Origin of the sequence: Haloarcula quadrata (assembly GCF_003634715.1) — an archaeon.
Taxonomy (GTDB): Archaea; Halobacteriota; Halobacteria; order Halobacteriales; family Haloarculaceae; genus Haloarcula; species Haloarcula marismortui.
The window spans coordinates 493,737-510,338 of the sequence record NZ_RBWW01000002.1 but is presented as its reverse complement, the minus strand read 5'-3'; the positions used below and the strand labels follow the sequence as shown (position 1 = coordinate 510,338).

Sequence of the window (16,602 nt, the reverse complement as noted above, 5' to 3'; positions counted from 1 at the left end):
GAGGGCTGTCGGTGTCTGCTCGCTTCTCAGTGCCCCACCGCCCACGGATAGCCACCCGTCGCCGCGTGGGCGTGGTCGTGTTCACCGTCCGCTGTGCGCTCGTTTGTGCTGGTTCGCACAACGTCGTCGACCCGAAGGATCTGTGTCACAACGGCGACTGCTCGTTGCAGTGCACTCCTGAACACCGCGGCTGGTTCCAGAATACCCGCGTCGATCATGTCGCGGGGATGGCCATCGGGGCCGACACCGACCGTCTCTGCGCCGGCGTCGTGTCGCTGTTTTATCTCCGTCAGCGTGGTCAGTGGGTCCGTGCCCGCGTTCGCGGCCAGTGTCCGGGGGAGGGCTTCCAGTGCGGTTCTGAACCCATCGAAGACGAGCTGTGTCCGGTCCGGGATCTCACGGGACAGCGCGGCGAGGTCCATCGCCAGTGCGGTCGGCACCGCACCACCACCCGGCACGAACACGCCGTCGTCAAGTGCGACACGAGTAACGTCGATACAGTCTGCCACGATGCGGCGGACTTCCTCTGCGACGTGTGGCGTGCCGCCACGGAGCAGTAGCGTTGCTCGGTGCTCCTCGGGGCAGCCCTGCAGCACGAGCGTCTGTGCAGTCCCGACCGTCCGCTGTGTGACCGACCCAACAGTGCCGGTGTCGTCCGCGGTCAGGTCGTCGACAGACATGACTGGCGTGCTTCCTGTCGCTCGGGCGATAACATCGAACTCGTCTCGCCGGGTCCGTTCGACAGGGAGGACACCCCGCTGGGCGAGCGCGGTCCTGACTGCTTCGTCGATGGATTTCTGACAGAGGAGCACGGTCGCACCGGACTGTACCACCTGCTCTACCAGTTCGGTCCTCCGGTCCTGTTCGTGGGCCTGAAACGCGTTCCGCTGTGTCGCGTCTTGCAGCTCCACCGATTCGACATTGTTCGGTTCCTCGATGCCGATTTCGGCGTCGACCATCGCGATAGCCGGCTCGTCATGGGTCCGGGTGCGCGGGTGACTGAGGGCGTTGAGGGATGTCGATGATGTCTCTAGATCGACCAGCACTCCGTCGAGACAGACGGACTCGCGGAGTTCGCCGCCGGGGTAGGACTTGAGCGTGAGCCGCGACCTGTCGAACCCGATTGCCTGCAGCGCACTGAGAGTCAGTTCGGCGAACCGGTCGGTCGAAGCGTCGTCCCACCGTCCTGTGACGGCAGTCTTCGCAATCTGTGTCAGTCGGTCGTCCTGCCGGCTGTGCAGGCCACGTTCGTACTGCGCAAGTTGGTCAAGAGCGGCCTCGACGGCTCTGCCGTAGCCGTCGATGATTGTCGTTGGATGAAGCCCGGCTGAACGAAGCGTTGCAGCCTCCTCAAGAAGCGCGCCGACCAGCACAACCGCCGTCGTCGTCCCGTCCCCGACGGTATTGTCCTGTGCAGCCGCGGCCTGCTCGACCAGCCGACCGACTGGATGCGTGATATCCATCCACTCGATGATTTTCGACCCGTCGTTGGTGACGATGACCGTCCCGTTCTCGCCGACGACCATTTTATCCAATCCGTTGGGCCCGAGTGTTGTCCGGATTGCGTCGGCGAGTTCGCCTGCGGCGGTCTGTGTGGGGTTCGGCTCGTTATTGCTGTCGCCATCGGTCGTCTCTCCCAACATCAGTGTCGACAGCCCGTATTGTCTCTAGCTCTCATTACAGCGGGTCGTCAGTGACACAGAGGTCACCGCGGTCGGCGCTGTTGTGCTCGATACCTTCGGGGGACGCGTCGAAGTCGAACGCGCCCGTTGGGAGCGCCAGCGTCGAACAGGCGTTTGGCACGTCTACGACGCCGCTCTGACGCCCTTCGACCGGGACAGTCCCAAGAATGTGCAGCGCCTGCTGGCCGGTGTAGCCGAACTGCTTGAGGTAGTCGATAGCCTGCAGACAGGCCCGCCGATACGCGGTGTGGGAGTCGATGTACTTCTGTTCGCCGTCCTCCGTGACGGAGTAGCCACAGAAGGTGACGTAGTCTTCGAAGTTCGGCCCGCGGTGACCTGGCTCGAAGATCGGGTGGTCGACGCCGAACTTCTCCATCCCGTCTTTCACGAGGTCGAATTCGAGATCGACGTAGGCGGCCATCTCGATCGCGCCACAGAAGGAAATCTCGCCGTCTCCCTGCGAGGCGTGGAAATCCCCGATACCGAACTTCGCTCCCTCGACGTAGACTGGGAAATACACCGTTGAGCCGATGGAGAGGTCCTTGATGTCGTGGTTCCCGCCGTGTTCTCGAGGTGGCACGGTTCGGGCCGCGACTTCTGCTGCCTCCTCGGCCTCGTCGGGGTCCATCTCGCCCATGAGCGCGCCGTCGGGTGTCGGCGGGTTCGCCACGGCTGGCTCCTCTTTCCCGGTCGGATGGTTCGGTATCGACTCGGGGTCCTCGGCGTGCTTGTCGATGAGTTCCTGTTCGCGCTCGTTCCATGCTTCCAGCAGTTCCTCGCTTGGCGCACAGCCTGCGAGACCGGGATGGATCTTCCCCTCGTACTCGACATCGGGGATGTGGCGCGAGGAGACTGTGTAGCCGTCGATGTCCCAGATGGATTTGGCCGCCTTCGGGAAGTGATCGGTCAAAAAGCCGCCGCCGTTTTGCTGGGAGAACGTGCCAGTGAACCCGAACTCCGAGCGGTCGTTGAGCGGCCCCATGTCGTGGAACTCGACTTTCAGCAGGTCACCCGGCTCGGCACCGTTGACGTGAACGGGCCCTGCGAGATAGTGCACCTGCGAGAGGTCCACGTCGCGGACCTCATTGGCGTTGTCGTTATCGGTTATTTGTCCGCCGGTCCAGTCGAGTGCCTCTAATCGCATACTCTCGCCAGGGTCCGCTTCGACGACCGCCGGAATGTCCGGGTGCCACCGATTGAACGGGTTCGCGCCCGGTTGTTCGTCTGGCGCGCTGTCGACATCAACCTCGAACTTCGTTTCTGGCATTACGACTACAGTATCGAATAGATTACACATAAGTGTTCGGACGGTTGACGTTTAGAATGTCCACTTCTGATACAATATACGAAATCTTATCTCCGTATTCTTCGAGATATAGCTACATACTCATCTTAATACAGAGAAAATCTGTACAGACACCCTCACCAAAATACGGATATAATATGGAAAAGTCTTGTTTTTGATAGTGTTACATGCCCATTCATAACACGCCAACTATCACGGCGTATCAGTTGAGACACGACTGCTCTCCTAAATCAACGAGACGCTGTCCTCTATGACGTGATTTGAGCGGAACTTGCCAGAGAGTACGCGGTACACAGTGCCCCGGTAACACGTGATGAGAATGTCAATGTGCGGTTCGCCTCAGTTCAACGCCGTCTGTCCGAGTCTGGGAACTGTTTTTTCACTGTGCTGTGGTTTTGCTCACACCCACAGTCCAAAACCACGCGAAAGCAGGCGAACGACGGTTTACGAGAGTCACACCAGATTCTCCAAATATTCGAGGGCACAAGTACTGCGTATGCGCCGACGGACGCTTCTCAAATCGACGGGTGCGGCTGGAACAATTGTTGGAGTCGCCGGCTGTCTCGGTGGTGGTCGGCTCGGCGACTCGAATCCCGACGTCGTCCTCGAAGAGCCCGACCGGGAGTTCGAGAGCAGTGACCTTCCGTACCCGGCATGGGGTGAGCAGATTCCGGACGTGCGTGTCGCCACACCGACCGCATCCCGCGAGGTTCGACTGCGGGATATTGAAACGCCGACCCTCCTCACATTCTTTTATAGCCACTGCCAGACGGTGTGTCCAGTTCTCATCTCGACGCAGCGAAACATTCAGAGCCACGCCCAGAACAACGGCTACGCCGCTGGCGTCCGGTTCATCCCGATGACGTTCGACCCCGCTCGTGATACCGCAGAACGACTCGGGGTGTATGCCGACAAAATGAATGTCGACGCCGATAGCGAAAGCTGGCAGTTCCTTCGACCGGCGTCGAAGCAGCGGGCGAAGGCTGTCATACAGGACCAGTTCGGGGTTATGTTCCAGCGAACTGAACCGGAGGACATGGATATGTACATGTTCACGCATACAGCACTGACGCTACTGGTCAACGCCGATGGGTTCGTCGAGCGTGCCTACCGCTCGAAGTCACCGGACGAAGAAACCATTATTGCTGACCTTGAAACGGTGAGAACCGCGTGAACCGCCGGCAGGTTGTTGCGGCCATGACCGGGCTCGGTCTCACCGGGGGAAGCCTGTGGGTTGCCCAGAACGGGCTGTCAGGTATCCGGTCCCAAAACACAGACCAGCTTCCGGTTCGCGTTGAGACGCTCGATGCACGCGGCTCGTCGGCAGGCGAGACGCCCGTACCGACGCCGGGAACCGTCACGGTAGTCGACCTCTTTGCTACGTGGTGTGCACCCTGTGACGACCAGCTCGAGATACTCGATTCGATTCGGCCCGAGTACACCGATGTCTCGTTCATCTCAGTGACGAACGAGCGCCCGAGCGAGACTCTGACGAGGGCTGACATTGGTGAATGGTGGAACCGGAACGGCGGTGCTTGGACTGTCGGCATTGACCCCGGTAGTGAGTTGCTTGCGGCATTTGGGGCGGACGGACTTCCGTACATTGCGATCGTCGACGAGCGCGGGACCGTCCAGTTCGGTCACAGTGGGCTCGCCGGGAAAGAGACGCTCCGAGACGAACTCGACGCACTGGTGTAAGATGGCGGATGTTGCCGTACTCGGGACACTTGCGTTCGCCGCGAGCGCTGGCATCGCGACCTTTTTTGCCCCGTGTGCGTTCCCGCTTCTCCCGGGCTACATCGGGTACTACCTGCGTGAAAGCGGCGGGGATGTGAGTATGCTGCCACCGGCCACCGCCGCTGCTGGCGGAGCGCTTGCTGCGCTCACCCTCGTTGCGCTGCTCGTCCTCGCACTTGGGCAACCGCTCAAGAACGCACTTCCGCTGCTCGAACCGGTCATCGGACTCGGTCTGGTCGTGTTCGGCGTCGTGATGCTCCTGAACCGCGAGCCCGAACTCCGCGTCCCGCTGCCAGAGCGACCGGCGTCGGTAGCCGGGTTCGGCGTGTTCGGTGCTGTGTACGCGGTTGCCGCAGCGGGCTGTGTCGTGCCGCTGTTCTTCGGCGTGGTTACCCAGGCGCTCGCATTGCCAGGCCACACAAGTATTCTCGTCCTCACAGCGTACGCACTCGGCGTCGCGGTTCCGCTTGTCGGCGTGACCCTCCTTGCGGGGGTTGGAATCAGCCTCTGGCACACCGTCGGCACGTACCTGCAACGGATACACCAGATCGCAGCCGTCGTGATGATACTCGCCGGTGGCGGGCAGATTTACCTCGCCGTGTTCGAACTCGGCGTGTTCTAATTCAGTCGAATGGGGGCTGGCCCCGAAAAATGCGGACTCGTGTGGCATTCCCACGGAGAGATGTGACCCGCCTCGAGGTCAAGCCCCGACGCATTCGGCCTGTCCGCCCGTAGATTTACACCACAAGCAATTTATCGGTATATTAACTACTTCGGTACAGCAATGCGTTGTTCTCGCCGCCACGCCCTCCGACTCATCGGCGCGTCCGGGGTGATCACCGCGACCGCCGGTTGTCTCAATCCCGGCAGTCTCGACAACTACGCGCTCATCGCCAGTGAACAGGACCTCTCATCAATCGGTCGGCCGTATCTCTGGCCCGACCCGACCGCAATTGATGCGACCACCAGGGTCGACTTTACTGCCGAGACGAAACAGCAGTATACGTCAGAACTGTTCGACACCGGTAGCGTTACCGTCCAACAGTGGCCGCTCGTCGGACGAGACCGGTGGGGCAAAGACACGAGGCCGCGCCCGACGTTCCTCCGGCAGGACGGGATCTTTTATCAGGTCCAGATAAACGAGGCACGGCAGCTCGAACGGGACCGCTGGCACTTTGCGGTCACACGGTCCGAGGAGACGCCGCCGGACGACGCGACGGTCGAGAGACGGCCCTTCGACCGCTCGACACAGGACAAACGCGTCCTTGAGGCTGCGCTCGACGCGGTCTACGCGGGCAACGATGGGTTTCTCGGCGACCCTCAATTCGAAAACCTGCAGGCCGTCGAGTATCACCAGCATCTTGACGCTGAAGCCAGTGAGTTCGTCCCATTGCCGCCGTTCGATTACATCGAGTACGAAGACGAATACTTTCGCCCCGTCACAGAGCAGCGGACGGTAACTGTCCCAGAATGGACGTACACCATCGACGAGATCTCGAACAATCGCGAAGCGTTCCAGGAGTACGCACGAACGGCGGTTCTGGAACTCGATCTGAGCTCACTCGACCTCTCGGAGGCCGCTCGTGGCGTGATCGACGACGCGATCAGCGAGGAGCCTCGCCGCTACGAAGAGGGCGCACCGCCTTCTGACGGACTTGCTGAGGTTTTGGACGCGCTCGGCATCGCTGGCGACCTCCAGCCGATAGACAGCTACGACTACCGAGTCGACTTCCGGGGTGTCGTCGCCGAATACCAAGGCACCGTCTATCGGTTTAGCCTGATCGTGACCCCCTGACTGGTCGTGACCAACCGGAACGCCGCAAAGTCACGAGGACCTTGACGGGCCTCAACGGGCGGAACTCTCGGTCGCGTTCTCAGAAGCGACCGCTCGGGCTGTGTCGACCCAACTGTGGTCCGGGAAGGAAGCGGGACGAACGTCGTACGTGTATCGGTCGGTGCGTCCGTCTCTGCCAAACGTGATATCGAACGCGTAGACGATCCCATCCTCGACTCCGAGCGAGAGCGTGCCGTTGCGAAGCGGTGGGGCGTCGTCGGCGGCGGTCGCTCGTTTGCCCGTGACGCGATACGTGATGACGGAGACGCCGTGGTGCGTCGTCCTGTTGGTGGCCGTCCACGTGTACCCGTCGAGGAGGTCAGGATGTCGGCCGATGTTTGTGGGCGCAATCTGTCCGTAGCGTGGGTCGTACCGGTAATACGTGTCGGTGGCGTCGTGGTAGACGTAGCTGTCGTCCGATTCCAGTTCCTCCCTCTGGCGCTCGTTCGGAATATCGTCAACCGGTTGAACGGCCGCATACGTCGTCCCGTTCCGATAGACCGTGGCGTTGTGCCACCGGTCAGCGAGTATCTCCCCCGTGTTGGAATTGATATAATAATCGCCTTCTATGAGCGGGCGGTCGGGTGGTGCGGTGTAGATGATAGCGTACGAGTCCCAGTATTCACGGGGGGTGTGCGAGACGTTCATATCGTCTTCCTCAAGCGCCGAGAAGTTGATGTGATCCGGACCTGCCCCTGCAGGATACGTCTCGTCCAGCCCAGGTGAGGTCGTTTGCGGGGACCAGGGGGCCGTGAAAGCGGCCAGTCCGATACCGATTGCTACGAGCGCGACGGCGAGACCAATGACGTAGCGACGGTCCATGCCGAATCAAATCACAGCACCACTAAGTAAGTGCTCAAGACTCAAAACAGAACTTGTGCGTTACGCATGACCACAGAGCCCATTCACTCTGTGAGCGATATGGCCGCTGTGCCTGCCCCGCGAGCGACTGACCGTTCGTTGTTTCGCAGCATCGACGGCGACAGACTAACGATGTCGCTGCGAACACTTCGATACGCAACGGCAGAACTGTCTGGTAGTGCTTACCGAATTTAGGAGGATTTCAAGCCGAGCTACAGCAAAGCCGCGTCGCTCACTGGAACTCAAATCAGGTATGAATGGTGGCGGCGAACCGGATTTTCCAGAGGCTCGCGCACTCCAGTACTCCCCGGAACGCTGGCGGGCTTATCTTCCGTGTTCGAGATGGGTACGGGAGGCAACCCCGCCGCTGTGGCCGCCTATACGATACCTCTCGTGGCCACAGTTATAAGCGTAGCTACTTGGAGACGAGAGCTACTCGAACACAGTTCGGCACTCACTAGCACAGCACCGAAGGGCGCACGATACGACTCGGTTCAGCGCTCTGTTTCAGGGTGCCGACTCCCTGTCCATGGTTGGCGGTAACGAAGAGATACCTGGGTTTCGCTACGCTCTCAGCTGGGTGCAGAACGCACCTGCTCGCTCACTCGAACCGGCCGCTGAAGACGATTTCGTCGAGCGGCTTCCGATTGCTCGGCTCTTCACGCTCTTTGAGGTCGTCAGGCAACGTCTCGGGATCGGCGCGTTCACCGACAGCGACCATCGCCTCGGCGTCGAATTCGTCTTCGGGGACGCCCAGAGTGTCGTGAATCCGGTCCCAGTCGAAGCCTGCCATTGGATGAACAGCCAGGTCGCGCCGAGCGCCTTCGAGAGCGAGATTCTGCCACGCAGCGCCGGTATCGAAAGAGCGCGTCACAGCAGCTTCGCCGTTGTGGTCGAGGGTGACTTTCGAGAAGACGGCGATGAGCGCGCTAGCGTCGCGTGCCCACGAGCGGTTGGCATCGTTCAGCAGGTCGAGAAAGGAGTCCCACTCGTCGTCTTCGCGGGTGGCGTAAACAAACCGCCAGTGCTGGTTATTGAACGCGGACGGGGCCCAGCGTGCGGCTTCGAACAACGAATGGAGGGCATCTTCAGCAAGCGAATCACCAGTCATCGCACGCGGCGACCAGCGATTGACAAAGAGCGGGTCGACGTTGTGGACGGGGTCACGGTATTCAGCAACTTCATCGTCGAGCTTGTGACCAGTATTCGTCTGTGACATCGTATATTTCTGTTCGGTTCACGCGCTTATGTACTAATGGCAACATAAGCACAACCAGGTAACATCGATGCTATCCTCGGGTAATTATCAAAGAATATGGCATAGAGTAACGCGGGAACACACTGCCGATCAAATCAGGGCACGGCCGTGGTCGCCCACGTTGTCCTGACACGTCTAAACCGGTCTACTCAGAGCCGAACCGAATGGCGTGTTTGCACTGCGGTTGTCGCCAGAGAACTGGTCAACAGCCAGATGAGGGAACGCCGAGCGAAACGCCGGCAAGGAAGAGAGGGAGACCGGCGACAGCAACGGCAGCAGCGCTGGCCGTTGCGATAGGGATGAAAAGCACGCCCAGTCCAAACGGCGCAGGCAGTATCGGGAGGACTGGTAGCATCGACAGCACGAACCCGATGGCGGCGGTCTTCAACGCCAGCCGGCGGTTCCCATGGCCGACTGCGTACCCGGCCGGGAGAAGCACAAACGCAGGTCCAAGAACCAACAGCGCTGACACCGGGAACGTGAACCCGTCCCCGACAACCATCGGCGCCGCCGCTATCGTCACTCCGAGCGCGATGCCTGCGCCGACTACTGCGCCGCCAACGACCGTCCGATAGCTCGTGCGCTCACGGACGCGCCGCTGTGACAGTGCGATGCCACAGATGAACAGCGCGGTGCCACCGCCGAACAGCGGTGCCGCTATGCCACCCAACCGCAAAACGCCCGTCGATCCAAGAAGCGACAGAACAGTCGCTAGCGCGCCCACGCCGGCGAAGACGATGCCCGCGGAGTCCCGGACGCGTTTCAAGTCCCAATCAAGCCGGGCGACACCCCCGGCGGCAGCGCCGATCAAGAGGGTAAACACCGCTGCGGGGAGCGTGGTGTATGCGAGCGCCTTCACCGCCATCACGGGTCCGAGCAGTGCTCCGACCGCGAGTAGACTCAACAGCGGCCCAACGGCCGTGTCACGGGGAACGAACGTCACGATACGCCCGTCGTTGAGTTCGGTCAGCGTCATCCGCTGTCCGTCGTCTGAGACGGTTGCGCCGTCGATGGCTCGCTCGACTCGCATCCCGTCGGGAGCAACGACGACGAGCCGATCAGCACCGAGGCCATTGAGGTTTCGATAGCCGTAGGCTTCAGTAAACTCGCCAGTCCGGACTGTCCCGCCGACGGACTGCTGAGCGAAGTCGGCCTCGCGGTACCGTAGCGTTATGACGCCATCGCCGGACACGTTCGCGCTCAGGAGTTCGGTGTCCCACATCGCCCTGTCGGCGATAGCGGTCCGGATGCTCTCGTTTGCTCGAAGCTGTGCAACACCTTCTGCGTTAGACAGACGATTGTGGACGACCCACGTTGCGGTTCCGTTGCTGTTGACGGCGACGGTTGCATTGCTGTGTGTGACAGTGACCGACACACCGTGAGACTCGGCCGTCGATTCAAAGGTGTCACCGCAGGCGTCACACAGCGGCCTTGGCGGGGGCGCTGCGCCGACTGGCATGGCGGTACAGAGGAGCGACACACAGACCAGACAGAGGAGGGCGAGGTGGTGGAGTCGATGCGGGGCCATGTCGCATATCTATCCTGTCATGTGTTAAGAGATATCGATTACTCAAAGAATGGTTATACAAACACGGACTACAGGTGACAGTTCGGCCGATACATATCTGACAAGTATGCCGCTCAATACATATCGCGTCCGCTATGCCGGCCAGATTCAACTTTCGGCGGTGTCAGCGTGGTCGTTGGGCGGAGCAGACGCCGTCGCTGCTTCGTCGAGCATCCCTGACGCCCACTCGACCACATCGGGAGGCGTCCAGTGGAACTGTCGAATCCACTGTTACGTTCGCGGTCAATGGTCAGAAACGTGGTCCCGCCGGCGATGAGGTCGATACTGCAGGGCACAGATTCGTCAATTTAGATGCACGTGTCCCCGAAACCGCTGTCAGACTATCTGGAATGTTCTTATCTAGTATAATAGCTTATACGGACAGAACTACGATGGTCGGAAGAACGCCGTGACAGCAATCGAGATCGAGTCGCTTCGGAAGGCCTACGGCGACATGACCGCGATAGCGGACCTCTCGCTCAGCATCGACGATGGCGAGTTCTTCGGACTGCTCGGGCCGAACGGGGCCGGCAAGACCACCACAATGGAAATACTCACCGGGCAGCTCAGTCCGGATAGTGGACAGGCAGCAGTACTCGGTGTCGACCCGGCAACGCAGCCAACAGCGGTCCGCGAACGAGCGGGGATTCTCCCTGAAAAAGAGTCACCGCCGAGTTTCATGACGCCACGCGAGTACTTCGACTTTGTCGGTGCTATCCGAGATATGTCCGACGACACGGTAACAGCGCAGACCGAGTCGTGGGCCGACCGTCTCGGCTTCACCGCGAAACTTGACACGCTGTCCTCGGACCTTTCGCGGGGCCAACAGCAGAAAGTGATGATCGCCGGCGCGTTTTTCCACGAGCCGGATGTCGTGTTCATCGACGAACCGCTGGCCAATCTCGACCCAATCGTTCAGGAGCGGGTCAAGCGCTTCCTGCGCTCGTACCGGGACGACGGCAACACGATTATTGTTACGACACACGACGTAGACGTTGCTGCCGAACTCTGCTCGCGGGTCGGTATCATGTACGGCGGCGAACTCGTCGCTGATGTCCGGCCGGCAGAACTCGACGCTGATGTGACGCTCCTCGACGTGTTTCTGGACAACGTTGACGCAACAGTGGACCAGGGACCGAAATCGCTGACACATGAGTGACGGACGAGCGCGAAGGGTGTTTGTCGAGATGCTCCGGGAGGAGTGGCGACTCCACAGTCGGCTCTTCCGCGGCAGTCACTTCTCCCTGTTTCCGGTGTTTATCTGTCTGCTCGCTGGAGCCGCGGCCAAGCTTCTTGCTGTTACCGGGACCGAGCCGAAAACCGTGTTCGCCGGCCTCCACGCACTGGTGTTCGTCTTTGGTCTCCACACGGGGTCCATCGGCTTTGTGGGACGGGATGCTCTCCGGAACCTCCTCGGTGATGTGACGCTGCTGGTCTTTTCGGCTCGCACGCTCCCGCTATCGCAGAACACGCTGCTGGGACTGTTCGTCGTCAAGGACAGTGTCTACTACGCAGTGCTGTTCCTGTTGCCGATTTCCCTCGGAACGGTGCTTGCAGTCAGCGGAGCCGCCGGGCCTCTCCTCGTAGCTGAGACGGTCCCACTTCTGTGGACGACCCTCGCACTGACGTTCGTCCTCGGAATGGGCACGACGATTGCGGCCCTCGGCCTCGCTGGCCGTGGCGTTCCCGGACTGGCGCTACTCGCGGCCCCACTCGTCACCGTCGGTGCAGCGCTGGCAAGTGGTGTCGATATCGTCTTCTACACCCCCTACGGTCTGTTTCTCGCCCAGACCCCTGTGCGGGCCGGAACTACGGGTGCCAGTATCCTCGTCGTCTTTCTGCTCAGCGCCGGGACCTTCGATGCGACCGCCCCCCGCCCCGCTCGAACGGTCACACCGGCCTTCCGCCGCTGGTGGCGACGGATCGGTGACCCAGTTGCGACCAAGAGCCTGCTTGACATCCACCGGAGCGCTGGCGGGTTCGGGAAAGTCCTCTTTTCGGCGGCGGTGCTGTTCGGTGTCACCGCCGCGCTGGTCGATTTCGCCGGACAGATTACGGGTGTGCCGCCGTCCACTGGTATCTCATTCGGTGCGATTCTCGGGCTCTCTGGGTTTACAACCTACAACTGGCTCACACAATCCGATGACGTGAGCCTGTATTTCGCCCATCCACTCTCTGTGAAAGCCGTTTTTGTGGGGAAATTCCGGGCATTCCTCCTGCTCGGCCCGCTAGTTGGACTCGCGTTCTACGGACTCGCACTCGTCTGGCGTGGCGGGTCGGTCGCCGAGGCGGCTGTCGGAGGCGTCCTGCTCGTCGGCGTTGCCTGCTACATCTTCGGCACCACCGTGTACCTCACTGGCCTTTCTCCGAACGAGTTCCTCTTCGATACGGCCCTGTTCGCTGTTTTCGGCGCGGCAATGGTCCTCCCGCTAGTCCCGATCCTTATCGCTGGGTTCGCCATCTCGCCGCTGTCTGGGACCCTGCTTGCCGCCCTCGGGGGGTCTGGTGGCGTCATGGCTGTTGTCGGCGTCGCCCTCTACCGTCGGTCGTTACCCAAATGGTCGACGCGATATCAGCAGGCGTGAGTGGCCGCTTGGGTTCGTCCGCTCCGGCCCCAGCACCGACTCGCCATCATCATCGGGTTTGCCGTTGCCTGTGTGCCCTAATCCGGCTGGGATAATCCGAACGGACAGCAGCGGTCTCACTGCGGTTTTCGAATAGCTTTAGTTGATCAGTCTTGGCACTGAAATATGGACCGTCGTACCGCGAGGCTACTCAACGGTGCGCTGGCGCTGTGCTGTCTCGCGCTTGTCTTCGCCGCTGTGTATCCGTTTACCACTGTCGATCCGCACTCGAAGCAACCGGTCGATGAGCGGTTTACAGTGCCTGAGGCCGACGAGTACCGGGCGACGGGAGCGATTGTTGCGGACAGTGTGACCGCGCTCGAATTCGAGGGTGTTGTGACTGCTGACGGCGGGCGCTACCTGTCCATTGACGAAGGTGCTGTCCGAACAGAACAGTATCAAGCGTCATCGGACGATCCGGTCTACAGTCGTATCACTGTCGAGGATGACGGCAGTACCGACCGCCGACGAGCACAGATCCAGAGCGATACCGATCGAGAACTCCTCCGGGTGAACCAGACTGAGGGGGCTGTCACGTTCATTGTCAAGCAGGAGTCAGAGAATGTGGCCGACGAGGTCTCGGGAGCGGCGTCAGTAGTCGTCATGAGCCTGTACCCCGTCGGATACGAACGAGATACCGACACCTCTCAGGCGACGGCCGTCTACAACCCGAAAAACGGCTGGTACGAGGGGAGAGAAACGTACCACATCACCGGAGCGACAGGCACAGTGCGAACAGCCGGTGACACGACTGCCGTTCGCTCCGCGACGGTTACGTGGGACCAGACGAGGCCCGCGGGGACGTATGCAGAATTTGCTCTGGCCAGACTGACAGGTGATGACCCGAAAACGATCGACATCTCCTTCCAGTTCGAGTCGAGCGAGACGACAGTGACTCGGCCGGCGTGGGTCACCGAGGTCGGAACCGGAGCGGAGGCCGGACAGTCACGGGGCGCATCGTACGGAAAGGCTATCTCGTACGGTCTGTGTGGTGCCGTCACGCCCTTGCGAACCGTGCGAGAGTGACGACGAGGCGTTGTCGAGACTGGGGATGCAGGCAGCAGGGTGGCAACTGCGTTTCGGCGTTCTCTCCACGAGCTGAAAGTGCGATTCTGCCGTGTGTATGGTCGGTTTTTATTTTTCTCCCTGTGAACGCCCGGACAGCATGGCATCTTACGACGCGTTTGACCCGGCCGTCGAAATCAACGGGCAAACCGTACTCACGATAGTCGAGGCGGCGATGGGGAAGTTCTCGGATAAGTACCGGGAACGGGCGTTAACGGCGCTCGCTGCCGAGGGAATCACCGAACCAGCGGCTGACGAGTGGTACCCACAGCAGGCTTGGCTGAACGCGTTCGAGACGATTGCCGATGACCTGCAACCGCACGTCCTCGACCGACTCGGCGAACAGATCCCTCACGTCGCGGATTGGCCGGACGACTTTGATACTGTTCCGGCGGGCCTCCGGTCCATAGACGAGGCTTACCAGCGGAATCACCGTGGCGGAGACATCGGGCAGTACCGCTTCGAATCCGTGGGCGACCGGACCGGCGAGGTGACCTGTGAGAACCCGTATCCGTGTCCGTTCAACCGTGGCCTCATCCGTGGGGTTGCCCAGCAGTACGCGCCAGTCGACGCGTTCGTCTTTATCGAGGAGACGGGCGACACGTGTCGCCGGAACGGGGACGATGTGTGTACCTATACGGTCTACTGGTAACGCGGCGACTACTGCTCGTACGCTTCGAGCGCCTCGCGGAGTTCGGCAGCCGAGTAGTCCGACGCGAGCTGTACGATTTCTTCTAGGTCTTCGTACGTCTCGCGGAGGTTCTGGATATGCTCCTGCTCGTGAGTATCTGGGGGGACCTGCTCTTCCGCTCGGCGGATGGTCCGGAGCGTCGTCTGGACTTCCCGCTGGATGTATTGCTGGAACACGTCCTGCAGGATGAACCAGACATCGCGTTCGGCCTCGAACCTGACGCGTCTGCCGCCGCCTGCAGACGACTTGCGGTGGATGAGGCCGACACGCGACAGCGTCCGTGTGACGTTACTCACCGTCGATTTCGCGTAGCCAGTTTCGTCGACCAGTTCTGGGATAGAGAGCGGTTCTGCAGCGAAGTACAGCACGCCATAAATACGCCCAGAACTTCGGCTGAGACCGTACACCTCGGCTGATTGCTCCATCGATTCGATGACGCGTTCTCGTGCGACCGAACTGTCAGCATCACTCATGCATACGAACTGGCTGCCCTGTTTGCCACGTACCCTGCTGCGTCATACCTCTGCCTATTGCTTCCGTAAGTATTAAACTGTTTGATTGGTTTGTTCGGATTGAGCCGAACAAATAGAAACGACCGTCACTACCCACCCTACAATTCATGGCAAGCGTCTTCCCCCACCACCCGCCGGTTGACTATGCACCCCGAGAGCAGACGAACATCGTAGTCAACGGTACCGAGCCGACTGATGTCCTCCAGATCCTTTCATCTGAGGCCGCTCAGGAGATACTTGGGGCGGTCAGGGATAACCCGCGGACAGCATCGGATATCGCGGACGCAGTCGACCGCTCGCTCCAGAGCGTTTCCTATCACCTCGACCGCCTCTGTGAAGCTGACCTTATCGAACCCGCAGAAACGTGGTACTCGGAGAAGGGGACGGAGATGACCGTGTACGCTCTCGCCACGGAGCGACTCGTCGTGCAGTTTGGGGCCAGCGCTGACCGGTCCGTGTAGTATCCAGCCGTTTCGAGCACTGCCTGTTCTCGGAAGTCTGCAGTCAGGTTCGGACAGCTTTGTTTCCCCTGCCGAGACAGAGACAAACAGACCTATTGGACCGCTTTTCGTACGCTGAATATGGACGACGGGACGGGCGCGAAACGAACGAAGGCGACAGTCCTACAGCGGGTTTCGAGCGTACTGAACGCCGACGTTCACGACGCGACGGCGCTTGACGGCGGAGAAGTCGGGTCGGTCTACCGTGTGTCGTTTCACGACCGTCCTGATGTGGCGGTGAAAGTCGACGACTCGCCGCTCGGAATCGAGGCGGCAATGCTTCAGTACCTCGACCGTGACACGCCTCTCCCGGTTCCGGAAGCCCTCCACGTCGAACCGGAACTGCTCGTACTGTCGTTTATTCGCGGCGACGGCCGATTCGACGAGCGGGCCGAACGCGACCTCGCGCGACACGTTGCGGCTCTCCACGACACTTCGGCTGACGCGTTCGGCTTTCCGTTCGATACCCTTTCGGGCCCATTCAGTCAGTCGAACCCGTGGACCGATTCGTGGATCGATTTCTTCCGTGCGCAACGGCTCCTCCCTTTTGCAACAGCAGCACGGAACGAAGGGGCCTTGCCAGCCGGCGAGTTCGACCGAGTGCAGCGACTGGCGGAAACGCTCGACGCTCGCCTCGTCGAACCGGCCACGCCGTCCTTGCTGCACGGCGATATCCATCCTGGAAACGCTGTGGTGGCTGACGGAACTGTTCGGGCCGTCCTCGATCCAGCGATCTATTTCGGTCACGCTGAAGTTGATCTGGCGTACGTCGACCGACTGGATTCGATCGGGGCGGCGTTTTATGATGAATACCGACAACACCGCGACATCCCTGCGGGATACTTCGAAGAGCGACGCGACGTGTATGTCGCCTTTCACGCGCTGGAGAACGTCCGGTTTTTCGGCGAAGACGAACTCCCGAGGCTCGAACGTGCGTTAGACCGTCTTGGAATGTGAAACAGACG

16 protein-coding genes and 1 rRNA gene are annotated in these 16,602 nt (G+C 60.6%); 10 read left to right on the top strand and 7 right to left on the bottom strand.

Annotation, left to right across the window (positions count from 1 at the left end):
* Nucleotides 1–26: 26 nt before the first annotated feature.
* On the bottom strand, nucleotides 27–1,643 hold the full coding sequence (locus BDK61_RS19665; RefSeq protein WP_121304292.1) for a TCP-1/cpn60 chaperonin family protein: 1,617 nt from the start codon (nucleotides 1,641–1,643) through the stop codon (nucleotides 27–29).
* A gap of 34 nt (nucleotides 1,644–1,677) precedes the next feature.
* Nucleotides 1,678–2,949, bottom strand: coding sequence for a formamidase (gene fmdA / locus BDK61_RS19660; protein WP_004965819.1), 1,272 nt, complete (start codon nucleotides 2,947–2,949; stop codon nucleotides 1,678–1,680).
* A 535-nt stretch (nucleotides 2,950–3,484) separates the two neighbouring features.
* Between fmdA and BDK61_RS19655 the strand changes: the two genes are divergently transcribed.
* From BDK61_RS19655 to BDK61_RS19640, 4 genes are all read left to right on the top strand, one after another.
* A complete protein-coding gene (locus BDK61_RS19655) occupies nucleotides 3,485–4,162 on the top strand; it encodes an SCO family protein (RefSeq protein WP_121304290.1) in 678 nt (225 codons plus the stop codon).
* Nucleotides 4,159–4,686, top strand: a complete 528-nt coding sequence (locus BDK61_RS19650) for a TlpA family protein disulfide reductase (protein ID WP_004965823.1) — start codon at nucleotides 4,159–4,161, stop codon at nucleotides 4,684–4,686. Before BDK61_RS19655 ends, BDK61_RS19650 begins: the two co-directional genes overlap by 4 nt.
* Nucleotide 4,687: 1 nt before the next feature.
* Nucleotides 4,688–5,347, top strand: a complete 660-nt coding sequence (locus tag BDK61_RS19645) for a cytochrome c biogenesis protein CcdA (protein WP_121304288.1) — start codon at nucleotides 4,688–4,690, stop codon at nucleotides 5,345–5,347.
* Between the two features lie 162 nt (nucleotides 5,348–5,509).
* Nucleotides 5,510–6,520 carry a hypothetical protein gene (locus tag BDK61_RS19640; RefSeq protein ID WP_121304287.1) on the top strand — a complete coding sequence of 337 codons (1,011 nt, stop codon included), beginning with the start codon at nucleotides 5,510–5,512 and terminating at the stop codon, nucleotides 6,518–6,520.
* A gap of 51 nt (nucleotides 6,521–6,571) precedes the next feature.
* Here BDK61_RS19640 and BDK61_RS19635 read toward each other — a convergent pair whose 3' ends face one another.
* The 4 genes from BDK61_RS19635 to BDK61_RS19620 all read right to left on the bottom strand — a co-directional run bounded on the left by BDK61_RS19635 (nucleotide 6,572) and on the right by BDK61_RS19620 (nucleotide 10,206).
* On the bottom strand, nucleotides 6,572–7,381 hold the full coding sequence (locus tag BDK61_RS19635; RefSeq protein ID WP_121304285.1) for a hypothetical protein: 810 nt from the start codon (nucleotides 7,379–7,381) through the stop codon (nucleotides 6,572–6,574).
* A gap of 297 nt (nucleotides 7,382–7,678) precedes the next feature.
* Nucleotides 7,679–7,801: ribosomal RNA gene (gene rrf, locus BDK61_RS19630) — 5S ribosomal RNA — on the bottom strand.
* 220 nt (nucleotides 7,802–8,021) lie between these two features.
* A complete protein-coding gene (locus BDK61_RS19625) occupies nucleotides 8,022–8,639 on the bottom strand; it encodes a nitroreductase family protein (RefSeq protein ID WP_121304283.1) in 618 nt (205 codons plus the stop codon).
* Nucleotides 8,640–8,880: 241 nt separating this feature from the next.
* Nucleotides 8,881–10,206 carry a hypothetical protein gene (locus BDK61_RS19620; protein WP_121304281.1) on the bottom strand — a complete coding sequence of 442 codons (1,326 nt, stop codon included), beginning with the start codon at nucleotides 10,204–10,206 and terminating at the stop codon, nucleotides 8,881–8,883.
* A gap of 448 nt (nucleotides 10,207–10,654) precedes the next feature.
* Here BDK61_RS19620 and BDK61_RS19615 point away from each other — a divergent pair, with 448 nt between their 5' ends.
* The 4 genes from BDK61_RS19615 (at nucleotide 10,655) to BDK61_RS19600 (ending at nucleotide 14,586) form a co-directional block, all read left to right on the top strand.
* Nucleotides 10,655–11,404: an ABC transporter ATP-binding protein gene (locus BDK61_RS19615; RefSeq protein WP_121304279.1), complete on the top strand. Its 750-nt coding sequence runs from the start codon at nucleotides 10,655–10,657 to the stop codon at nucleotides 11,402–11,404.
* Entirely contained in the window at nucleotides 11,397–12,830 is a 1,434-nt protein-coding gene (locus BDK61_RS19610) for a hypothetical protein (RefSeq protein ID WP_121304277.1), read from the top strand. Before BDK61_RS19615 ends, BDK61_RS19610 begins: the two co-directional genes overlap by 8 nt.
* A 165-nt stretch (nucleotides 12,831–12,995) precedes the next feature.
* Complete coding sequence (locus BDK61_RS19605; RefSeq protein ID WP_121304275.1) at nucleotides 12,996–13,895, top strand: hypothetical protein; 900 nt, start codon at nucleotides 12,996–12,998, stop codon at nucleotides 13,893–13,895.
* Between the two features lie 139 nt (nucleotides 13,896–14,034).
* The gene (locus BDK61_RS19600; RefSeq protein ID WP_121304273.1) at nucleotides 14,035–14,586 is read left to right on the top strand and encodes a hypothetical protein; all 552 of its coding nucleotides are present in this window, start codon (nucleotides 14,035–14,037) and stop codon (nucleotides 14,584–14,586) included.
* An 8-nt stretch (nucleotides 14,587–14,594) separates the two neighbouring features.
* Here BDK61_RS19600 and BDK61_RS19595 read toward each other — a convergent pair whose 3' ends face one another.
* Entirely contained in the window at nucleotides 14,595–15,098 is a 504-nt protein-coding gene (locus BDK61_RS19595) for a GbsR/MarR family transcriptional regulator (RefSeq protein ID WP_121304271.1), read from the bottom strand.
* A gap of 146 nt (nucleotides 15,099–15,244) precedes the next feature.
* Between BDK61_RS19595 and BDK61_RS19590 the strand changes: the two genes are divergently transcribed.
* Nucleotides 15,245–15,598: an ArsR/SmtB family transcription factor gene (locus tag BDK61_RS19590; RefSeq protein ID WP_004965845.1), complete on the top strand. Its 354-nt coding sequence runs from the start codon at nucleotides 15,245–15,247 to the stop codon at nucleotides 15,596–15,598.
* Nucleotides 15,599–15,718: 120 nt separating this feature from the next.
* Nucleotides 15,719–16,594 (top strand): fructosamine kinase family protein, encoded by an 876-nt coding sequence (locus tag BDK61_RS19585; RefSeq protein WP_121304269.1) that lies wholly within the window; start codon nucleotides 15,719–15,721, stop codon nucleotides 16,592–16,594.
* Nucleotides 16,595–16,602: the final 8 nt, after the last annotated feature.

Bases quoted from the DNA above. Each gene is read 5' to 3' on its own strand.
- BDK61_RS19585 (WP_121304269.1), top strand. From the start codon at position 15,719: ATGGACGACGGGACGGGCGCGAAACGAACGAAGGCGACAGTCCTACAG.
- BDK61_RS19645 (WP_121304288.1), top strand. From the start codon at position 4,688: ATGGCGGATGTTGCCGTACTCGGGACACTTGCGTTCGCCGCGAGCGCT.
- BDK61_RS19610 (WP_121304277.1), top strand. From the start codon at position 11,397: ATGAGTGACGGACGAGCGCGAAGGGTGTTTGTCGAGATGCTCCGGGAG.
- BDK61_RS19620 (WP_121304281.1), bottom strand. From the start codon at position 10,206: ATGGCCCCGCATCGACTCCACCACCTCGCCCTCCTCTGTCTGGTCTGT.
- BDK61_RS19640 (WP_121304287.1), top strand. From the start codon at position 5,510: ATGCGTTGTTCTCGCCGCCACGCCCTCCGACTCATCGGCGCGTCCGGG.
- fmdA (WP_004965819.1), bottom strand. From the start codon at position 2,949: ATGCCAGAAACGAAGTTCGAGGTTGATGTCGACAGCGCGCCAGACGAA.
- BDK61_RS19605 (WP_121304275.1), top strand. From the start codon at position 12,996: ATGGACCGTCGTACCGCGAGGCTACTCAACGGTGCGCTGGCGCTGTGC.
- BDK61_RS19590 (WP_004965845.1), top strand. From the start codon at position 15,245: ATGGCAAGCGTCTTCCCCCACCACCCGCCGGTTGACTATGCACCCCGA.
- BDK61_RS19665 (WP_121304292.1), bottom strand. From the start codon at position 1,643: ATGTTGGGAGAGACGACCGATGGCGACAGCAATAACGAGCCGAACCCC.
- BDK61_RS19635 (WP_121304285.1), bottom strand. From the start codon at position 7,381: ATGGACCGTCGCTACGTCATTGGTCTCGCCGTCGCGCTCGTAGCAATC.
- BDK61_RS19595 (WP_121304271.1), bottom strand. From the start codon at position 15,098: ATGAGTGATGCTGACAGTTCGGTCGCACGAGAACGCGTCATCGAATCG.
- BDK61_RS19655 (WP_121304290.1), top strand. From the start codon at position 3,485: ATGCGCCGACGGACGCTTCTCAAATCGACGGGTGCGGCTGGAACAATT.
- BDK61_RS19625 (WP_121304283.1), bottom strand. From the start codon at position 8,639: ATGTCACAGACGAATACTGGTCACAAGCTCGACGATGAAGTTGCTGAA.
- BDK61_RS19600 (WP_121304273.1), top strand. From the start codon at position 14,035: ATGGCATCTTACGACGCGTTTGACCCGGCCGTCGAAATCAACGGGCAA.